The organism is Wandonia sp., assembly GCF_984588085.1.
This window is the reverse complement of record NZ_CFIGVI010000002.1, coordinates 153,576-161,070: the sequence shown is the minus strand read 5'-3', so window position 1 is coordinate 161,070 and position 7,495 is coordinate 153,576. Positions and strand designations below refer to the sequence as shown.

General features: G+C 38.4%; 7 protein-coding genes. 2 read left to right on the top strand and 5 right to left on the bottom strand.

Annotated elements, in window-relative coordinates; translation table 11 throughout:
- Positions 1–254: 254 nt before the first annotated feature.
- Positions 255–1,226 (bottom strand): 6-phosphofructokinase, encoded by a 972-nt coding sequence (gene pfkA / locus AC4PL9_RS01865; protein ID WP_491603089.1) that lies wholly within the window; start codon positions 1,224–1,226, stop codon positions 255–257.
- A gap of 170 nt (positions 1,227–1,396) precedes the next feature.
- On the opposite strand from pfkA, the gene AC4PL9_RS01860 reads away from it, so the two are divergent.
- Together AC4PL9_RS01860 and AC4PL9_RS01855 are read left to right on the top strand one after the other, a co-directional pair.
- The gene (locus AC4PL9_RS01860) at positions 1,397–1,936 is read left to right on the top strand and encodes an RNA polymerase sigma factor (RefSeq protein ID WP_491603088.1); all 540 of its coding nucleotides are present in this window, start codon (positions 1,397–1,399) and stop codon (positions 1,934–1,936) included.
- Positions 1,914–2,996, top strand: coding sequence for a tetratricopeptide repeat protein (locus tag AC4PL9_RS01855; RefSeq protein ID WP_491603087.1), 1,083 nt, complete (start codon positions 1,914–1,916; stop codon positions 2,994–2,996). Before AC4PL9_RS01860 ends, AC4PL9_RS01855 begins: the two co-directional genes overlap by 23 nt.
- A 3-nt stretch (positions 2,997–2,999) precedes the next feature.
- Here AC4PL9_RS01855 and AC4PL9_RS01850 read toward each other — a convergent pair whose 3' ends face one another.
- Genes AC4PL9_RS01850 through AC4PL9_RS01835 form a run of 4 tightly spaced genes read right to left on the bottom strand, consistent with a single transcriptional unit; the run spans position 3,000 to position 7,494 of the window.
- Entirely contained in the window at positions 3,000–3,584 is a 585-nt protein-coding gene (locus tag AC4PL9_RS01850; protein ID WP_491603086.1) for a hypothetical protein, read from the bottom strand.
- On the bottom strand, positions 3,581–3,991 hold the full coding sequence (locus tag AC4PL9_RS01845) for a toxin-antitoxin system YwqK family antitoxin (RefSeq protein WP_491603085.1): 411 nt from the start codon (positions 3,989–3,991) through the stop codon (positions 3,581–3,583). The genes AC4PL9_RS01850 and AC4PL9_RS01845 overlap by 4 nt, the downstream gene beginning before the upstream one ends.
- Before the next feature lie 15 nt (positions 3,992–4,006).
- The gene (locus AC4PL9_RS01840) at positions 4,007–6,454 is read right to left on the bottom strand and encodes a TonB-dependent receptor plug domain-containing protein (RefSeq protein ID WP_491603084.1); all 2,448 of its coding nucleotides are present in this window, start codon (positions 6,452–6,454) and stop codon (positions 4,007–4,009) included.
- Positions 6,455–6,495: 41 nt separating this feature from the next.
- Positions 6,496–7,494, bottom strand: coding sequence for a PCMD domain-containing protein (locus AC4PL9_RS01835; RefSeq protein ID WP_491603083.1), 999 nt, complete (start codon positions 7,492–7,494; stop codon positions 6,496–6,498).
- Between the last annotated feature and the right edge of the window lies 1 nt (position 7,495).

Here is a 7,495-nt window from a genome sequence, read left to right as displayed (position 1 = left end):
TCTCAGCTTTTCAACTCATCAACCTTTCAAAGAACGCCGCTCGTTTAGCGGGCTGCAAAAGTAATGAGTTATTTTTAACCTGCAAGAAAAATATGAAGTTTTTTTTTCACTCCCCTTCTACTCTGCTATAACTCCCATTTCCTAAAGAACGATGCCCGAAAGCGGGGGCAAAGATACATACTTTTTTATCTTTATACACAACTTTTTTACCCCTTTTTTATGATGTTTTTAATAAAACACTATAAAATAAGTAGTTAACAACGGGATAATATTTCAATAACACGTAATTTCTCTCTGTCAATTACCTCTTTATTACTAATTGCCTCTTCAACACCTACTATATTTACATTGTTCCCTATAACACCAAAGGCCAGATTTGTCCCTCCTTTAATTAAAGTCTCGGTTGCTGCAACCCCTAACCTACTTGCTAGTATACGATCAGCCGCAGAAGGATTTCCCCCTCGCTGCATATGTCCCAAAACCGATGCCCGAATGTCAAAACCTTCTAATTGCGGTTTAACTTTATTCATTATATCTATCGCACCTCCTTCATCATCTCCTTCCGAAACCAGAATGATACTTGATTTTTTCCTCCCTCTAATTCGCTTCAAATAATAAACCAGATCATCAAGGTTAGTAACCTCTTCCGGAATCAGGGTCATTTCCGCCCCTACCGCTACTCCGGCATCCAATCCGATAAAGCCCGAATTTCTTCCCATAACTTCAACAAAGAATACACGATGGTGAGACGAGGCCGTGTCTCTTATTTTATCTACTGCTTCTACAACTGTATTCAGAGCCGTATCATATCCGATTGTTGCGTCGGTTCCATATAAGTCATTATCTATTGTACCAGGTAAACCGACAAACGGCATCCCAAATTCATCATTTAATCTCTTAGCTCCGGTAAAGGAACCATCCCCACCGATTACAACCAAACCCTCAATTCCATGCGAAGTAAGATTTGAATATGCTTTTTTACGTCCTTCAGGTGTCCGGAATTCATCTGATCGTGCACTACCTAATATAGTACCTCCCCTTTGAAGTATATTTCCAACATCAGAAAACTGTAACTGCCGGATCTCGTTTTCTATCATTCCCGAAAACCCATTATAGATCCCATATACCTCCGCCCCATGGAATATTCCTGTACGTACAACAGCTCGGATAGCCGCATTCATTCCCGGGGCATCTCCTCCTGATGTGAAAACTCCAATACGTTTCATAAAAATTAACCTATTTGTCAGGCAGACTCTATTCTATATAAATAGGACTGCACTCTTAAATTTAATTCAATACTTTTATGGAAAAAACCAAAAACTGTATCCTTATATATAAAGTATAACAACATTTGATTTTTCGAAGAAATAAATATAAGTCAAAAAGTGATGAGGAATTGTTAAATAGTTACAAATCTTCTGAGGATCGTTTAATCATCGGAGAGCTGTATCGCCGTTATGGGCATCTCGTATTTGGGCTTTGTTTAAAAATAACGGAGAATAAGAATATAGCTGAAGATCTTACCATGCAAGTATTCGAATCTCTATATGAAAAAACTCGTAAACATACTATTGGTCATTTCAAATCCTGGTTATATGTTGTAACCCGTAACGAATGTTACCAGTTTCTAAGAAAACAAAAGTCCACAAAATATGAAGACACGCTCATAAATCATGACTATTCAGCCCAGGAAGAAGAATTGGAAAGTATACATTCAAAGGAAGAACAGCTCCTCTTACTTGAAAAAGCAATCGCTCAGCTTCAGGAAGAACAGAGAAAAGCCGTTCAACTGTTTTATCTGGAGGAATTATCCTATAAACAAATCGGTGAGAGGTTAGATTGGGATCTAAAAAAAGTAAAAAGCCGAATTCAAAACGGTAAAAGAAATATAAAACTATATATGGAAGAGCATCATGTTGTTAAATCTACATCATAAAATATTAGGAAAAAAAGATTCACTTACCCGAAAAGAAATCGATGATTACCTTTCAGGTAGATTATCTCCGGAAGAACAACATCTTATTGAAGAGAAGTTAGAGTTCTCCGATTTTGATAATGAGGCAATGGAAGGTTATCGTAATTCCGGCTTAAAAACGGATATTCTCAAAAAACGAATGGATAAACAATTCCTTTCACAATCAAATTTTATTTGGATTGCAACAACACTCTCCTTCCTTTTAGTTACAACTCTCTATTTTTTTATAATACCAACAGGAACCAAGGAACTCATTTCACCGATAACTATTGATCCCTCTCCGGTTTCGCAAGCTCCAGAAACAGCATTTATAGAGGAGGAAGAAATTTTATCTCAAGAGCCAACACAGGAAACACTTCCCGAAACAATAACTGTCAACACTAATTTTCCAGAAAGCAACGTTCAAGAAAAAGAGTCGGTAAGTACGGAACAATACGAAAGTTATGTTCCTCAACTCCCCCCGCGACAGACGCATCCTCTTTCATTAAAACCAGCTCAATTTGAAATTTTACTTGACTATGAAAAAGAAATTTATTTATCCGACCTGAAGTTCATTGACTTCAGAGGCATCCGAACTACACCTATTACAACGCGAGGCTTCTTTTTATCAGGAACAGAAGCAGAACTCGAAAACAGAGATTCAGAAAGTTCTTCCTTACCCTGGCAAACAATCGAGATAGATTATCACGACTATCTCTCAAAAACAGCTGTCTATATTAAAGAAGGGAAATGGAATCTTGCTATTCCACGTTTGGAAAAAATACTGGAACAATATCCAACAGATGAAAATGGACTTTTCTATCTCGGTTTTTGTTATTTTCAAACACATAATTATACAAAAGCACTTCCTCGTTTTGTTGCTGCAGGAGAATCCTTTCGTCAGAATTTCTACGAAGAAAGTCTCTGGTATCGCTACTTGTCGAATAAGAAACTGGGGAATACAATTAAAGCGGAACAACTAAGAACACAAATAGTAGATGAAAACGGGTTTTACGCCAAACAAGCAGAAAAACAAAAGTAACTTCTAATCCTCTAAATAAGGATAGCTTGTTTTTTCTGATTGTTTACGTTCTTTTTTTTCTTCCTTCCAGATTTTATCGTATTTACGGCTAATCTGTTTTTGAGTATATCGGAAACGTTTTTTCCAGTACCGATTCATTTTTCTGTTTCCTTTTTTTACCTGTCGGGCAGTTTTGTTTTGATCAAAATTGACCTCATTCATCCACCCGTAAAAACAAAGCAGAGCATATTTATTCTGTAACTCCGGGGCAAATAATTTATGCTCCCTTATTAATTGTAGTGAAAAATGCAGGAAAACTTCCTGTCCCCAATCGTATCTGAAGATATGGTTTTCTCTCTGCAGTGCAAAATTAATCGCTTCTGTTTGCTCCAGACCTTTAAACTTATCCAGCAAAACAGAGTCGCCTGTCAGAAAAACCAAAAAGGCCTCATCCAAACTCCGGGGCTTAAAATCACCATATTTAAGTAAATTATAGTTGACTGTTTGCAATTTCTCTTTAGCCCTTTTGTATACGGAAGAAGTATCTTCCTGTGCTTTTGCAAAAAAAGCCGTAAATAGTAGAGTGGTAATTAAAAATTGTAGCTTCACTGTATCTTTATTCCTCGTTTATAATAGGCTAATTTTTCATAGAAATACCAGGGACCATGTTTTTTTCCTTTTTTATAGACCCCTGTTGACTCAATATTTCCATGTATATCGTAACTTATCCAGCGTCCGTGCTTCAGTCCTTTCTTGTAACTTCCCTTCTCAATAATGATTTTCTCTTCTTTCAGAAATAGCCATGCTCCATCAGGAACTCCATTCTTCAGATTACCGAATGCAGAAATTTCGTTGTCTCTATTCATAACACACAATGTGTACATATCGCTAAACTCACCATCCCACTCAAAGGGTTTCGATGGATAGTGTCCTTCCTGAGCAAAAAACGGAAATGGAGAAAAAGTCAGAAGTAAAATACAATAGCGCATACCAGTATAGAAACGGAATTGTATCATTTTGTTACAACAATTCTAGCCTTTTTTCTTCTTGTTCTGATCCAGCTTAAAGGTATATTGCAACATTACGGTTCTCGGAGCTTCGGCTTTTAGAGGTCGCAACGAATACGCACGGTTGAAGAGATTAGCAGAGACAAGTGAAATCTTATGCATATCATTTATAGCATAACTGATTCGCGCATCAAATATCGGATGTCCTGTATTTCTGGTATTATAATAATTCATGTATTGAATCGGCTGCATTGTTCCGGTACTCAATGTATAATCCTCAAAATCCTGAACAGCTCCATCTAAATTAACCAACTTCGAAAAGTATTTAAAACTAACCCCTACCGCAAAGCCTTTGTACGAAAATTCAACATCTGCTTTCAGGTTATGTAATGACCGGTATTTCAGAATACGACTTGAAGGATCGATACTGGTTTCCTGATAACTTAATTCATTCCCAACCGAATCAACAGCATAGATATAGTCCGGATTCATACTCACTGGTATGATATAATTATACCCGGCCATAACAGCCAATGAAGCATGTTTTCCCATCTTTGCTAATCCGGTAAATGAAATATCTATCCCGACTACACGTGAATCTCCCGTATTTACAAATCGAAATCCCGCCGGAATTGTTGTTGCCCCGACCAAACTTTCCCAATACCCAAACAAGTACTCAATTGTATTTTCATAGCGCTGCATAAAACCGGCTACGTCCAGGTATCCAAAAAACTCCCAGAATTTAAAACCTTGTTTAATCCCTACTTCAGCATTCCAGCTTTTCTCAGGTTTCAAAGACGGATTCGGGAACATTCCTAAATCTCCAATTCCAGTTCGGATAAAGCGCTCTGTTATAGTCGGAAATCTATAGCCTTGTCCATAAGAAGCTCTCAAATAGGTTTCTTGAAATAATTTCAGGCTCGCTCCCGCTCTAAATATAGGTTGTAGTTTCTGAATCGAATCATTTAATCGGAAGTATTCTAATCTCCCCCCAACCGACAGGTTCAATACGTTAAAGAATTTTTTATCGATTTCCGCATACCCGGATATATTCAACAATTTATTCCGCGGACTTCCCGATCCGATATAAAGTTCAGCATACGAATCGGTATGCATTCCGGTTATCCCACCTATGAAATCAAACCCGTGTAATATTTTGTAGCTCTTCTGAAACTGGTAGTCTGCATACAAAACAGTCGCTCTGTTATCCTGCCCTCCAGAAATTTTGTTATCAGAATGTAAAAAACGCCCTCTGAGGCTGTGTTTTGACCCTGTTTCCTGAAAGAACTGAATGTAAGGATCCAAGTTTGTTATAAACTGGTTATGTGTAAAAACAGCTCCCGGATAACTTTGGTAAAATCCGGATGTGTCATTTAACCAGGCAAACGCCATAACTCCATCACTATACATTGCGTTTCCATTCAACCCATAACTCAGTCCTTTTATTCGTTTCGACCTGTGACGCAGATTGAAATTCAGGCGACCTCTGGTAGTTGCCATTTCTTTATTTCCAAAGTTGGAAATTGTATCATACGCAGGTGGTTCCTCTGAACTCCAATAGATATACGCCGAATCTTTAACAGCTGGTCCTATATACCCATGATCATGATTGAAATTCCCTCCGATTACCAAATCAAAATTTCCGATCTTCTGTGAATGTAGAAAATTCATCCCGTGGATTCCGGGATAATCATCATACCATACCTGTGAACGGTCCTTAGGCTTAGAATACATTCCAGAATATACATTTACTTTGGTAATTGGTTTATCCCGGGGATATGCTGTACGAATATGGATTGCTCCAGAAAGAGCTGAAGATCCTGATAAAACAGAACTTGCTCCTTTTATTACTTCTATCTGTTCAATGTTTTCTACCGGAATAAAACTCCACTCCGGACGCCCCGCATCACCAGACAACATAGGCATGTCATCTACAATAACAGCAACTTTGGAGCCTACTCCAAATGTAAAACCGGAACCTCCTCTGATTTGTGGCTCTCCATCAAGAATATTTAATCCCGGTGTCTGATCCAGAATCGTCTCAATACTTCTTGTATTTTTATTTTCTATAATTTCCGGCTTAATCACCTCCATCGAAACGGTAAGGTCTTCAATTGGTTTATCAAATTTCCCTACACGTACCTCTACATCCCCCAACATATTAGGAAATGCTTTCAAGGCGAAATTATGGTTCAATACCTCACCCGACTTAATGGAAAAACTAAACGTATCGGGAACCATTCCTGTAAAACGGCAAATTACAGTGTGCTCACCCGGAGCAAGGCTTAATTTGTATACCCCATCAAAATTGGCAACTGATCCTATTGTCGGATCTGCACGTAAAATAACGGTGGAACTGATTAATGGTTCTGCTGTTTCCGCATCGGATATAATACCTGTAAGGGTTCCATTTTGAGCAAAAAACTGTCCGCCCATGAATATGGACACCAAAATAGTGATAAACTTATTCATTTGTAGTACCTTCTTGCTTCCCCAGTGAAGGAGCAACTAAGTTAATGTATGTATAGTTTTCGGGTCAGTGTTCCTTTCTCGCTTTTGACAATTACAAAAGCAATACCGGAATAAGCTAACTCAAATGTTGATTCTTTATCAGACAATTGACGTGAAACCAGATTTCTTCCTGCCATATCTAAAATCCTTACTGATGCATCAGACGGCAATTCATCCAAACTGATCACCACTTTTTTCCCTGCGGAGTATGCCGTTCCTTTCAATTCTACATACTCGTCAAATCCGGCACCGGAATAATGCATCCGGATATCGTCAATAACAAGGGTACTTCCCTTAACTCCAAATGGACGTTCTGAAAAATCTGCTACATATCCTAAAGAAGAGGAAAGGAACATCACATTCGCACTATCCGGTACATCTGAAGAAAAGTAATTAAACGGTATAATAAACTCCGTATAATCTGTAACTGTTTCATTGGATGTCCAAGAAGCGAGTGCTACTGTATCTCTCTTTTCAAGTGTTGAATTCCATTTGGTAAGATAACAAAGAATCAAAAGAGAATCTCCGTTAATCAATCTGTCATCACCATCAGATGGTGCTATCCCTCCGACCGACTTGTACGTATACCACCCGGCAAATGCTTGCGGTCTGTTCGTAAAAGGAGCGCCAAATACAATGCTTGCAAACGGGTTACTCTCATTAAAAACGAATTCACCCAAGCCGGCATTTCCAACGGCTACTACCGGACCAATAGAATCTGTCCGCATAACAATAGCGTGAGATCCGGAGTGCGTAAAACTTGTGTCCTTCATGAAAATATGATCAATCTCAAGGTATCTATTAACGGGGTTTCCGGAAATCCAACCCTGTCCAAGCGAATCATACTCATAGGTATAGGGTTGTCCTCCATTATCTGCAACTCCCGAAATACTTTGTATATCTTCAAAATCACTATTCGGCAATTGTGTCTGAGCTGAAACTACTGAAGTAAGTCCTACTGACATCGCCAACAAGCAAAGTGTTATTCCTGTCTTTTTCATA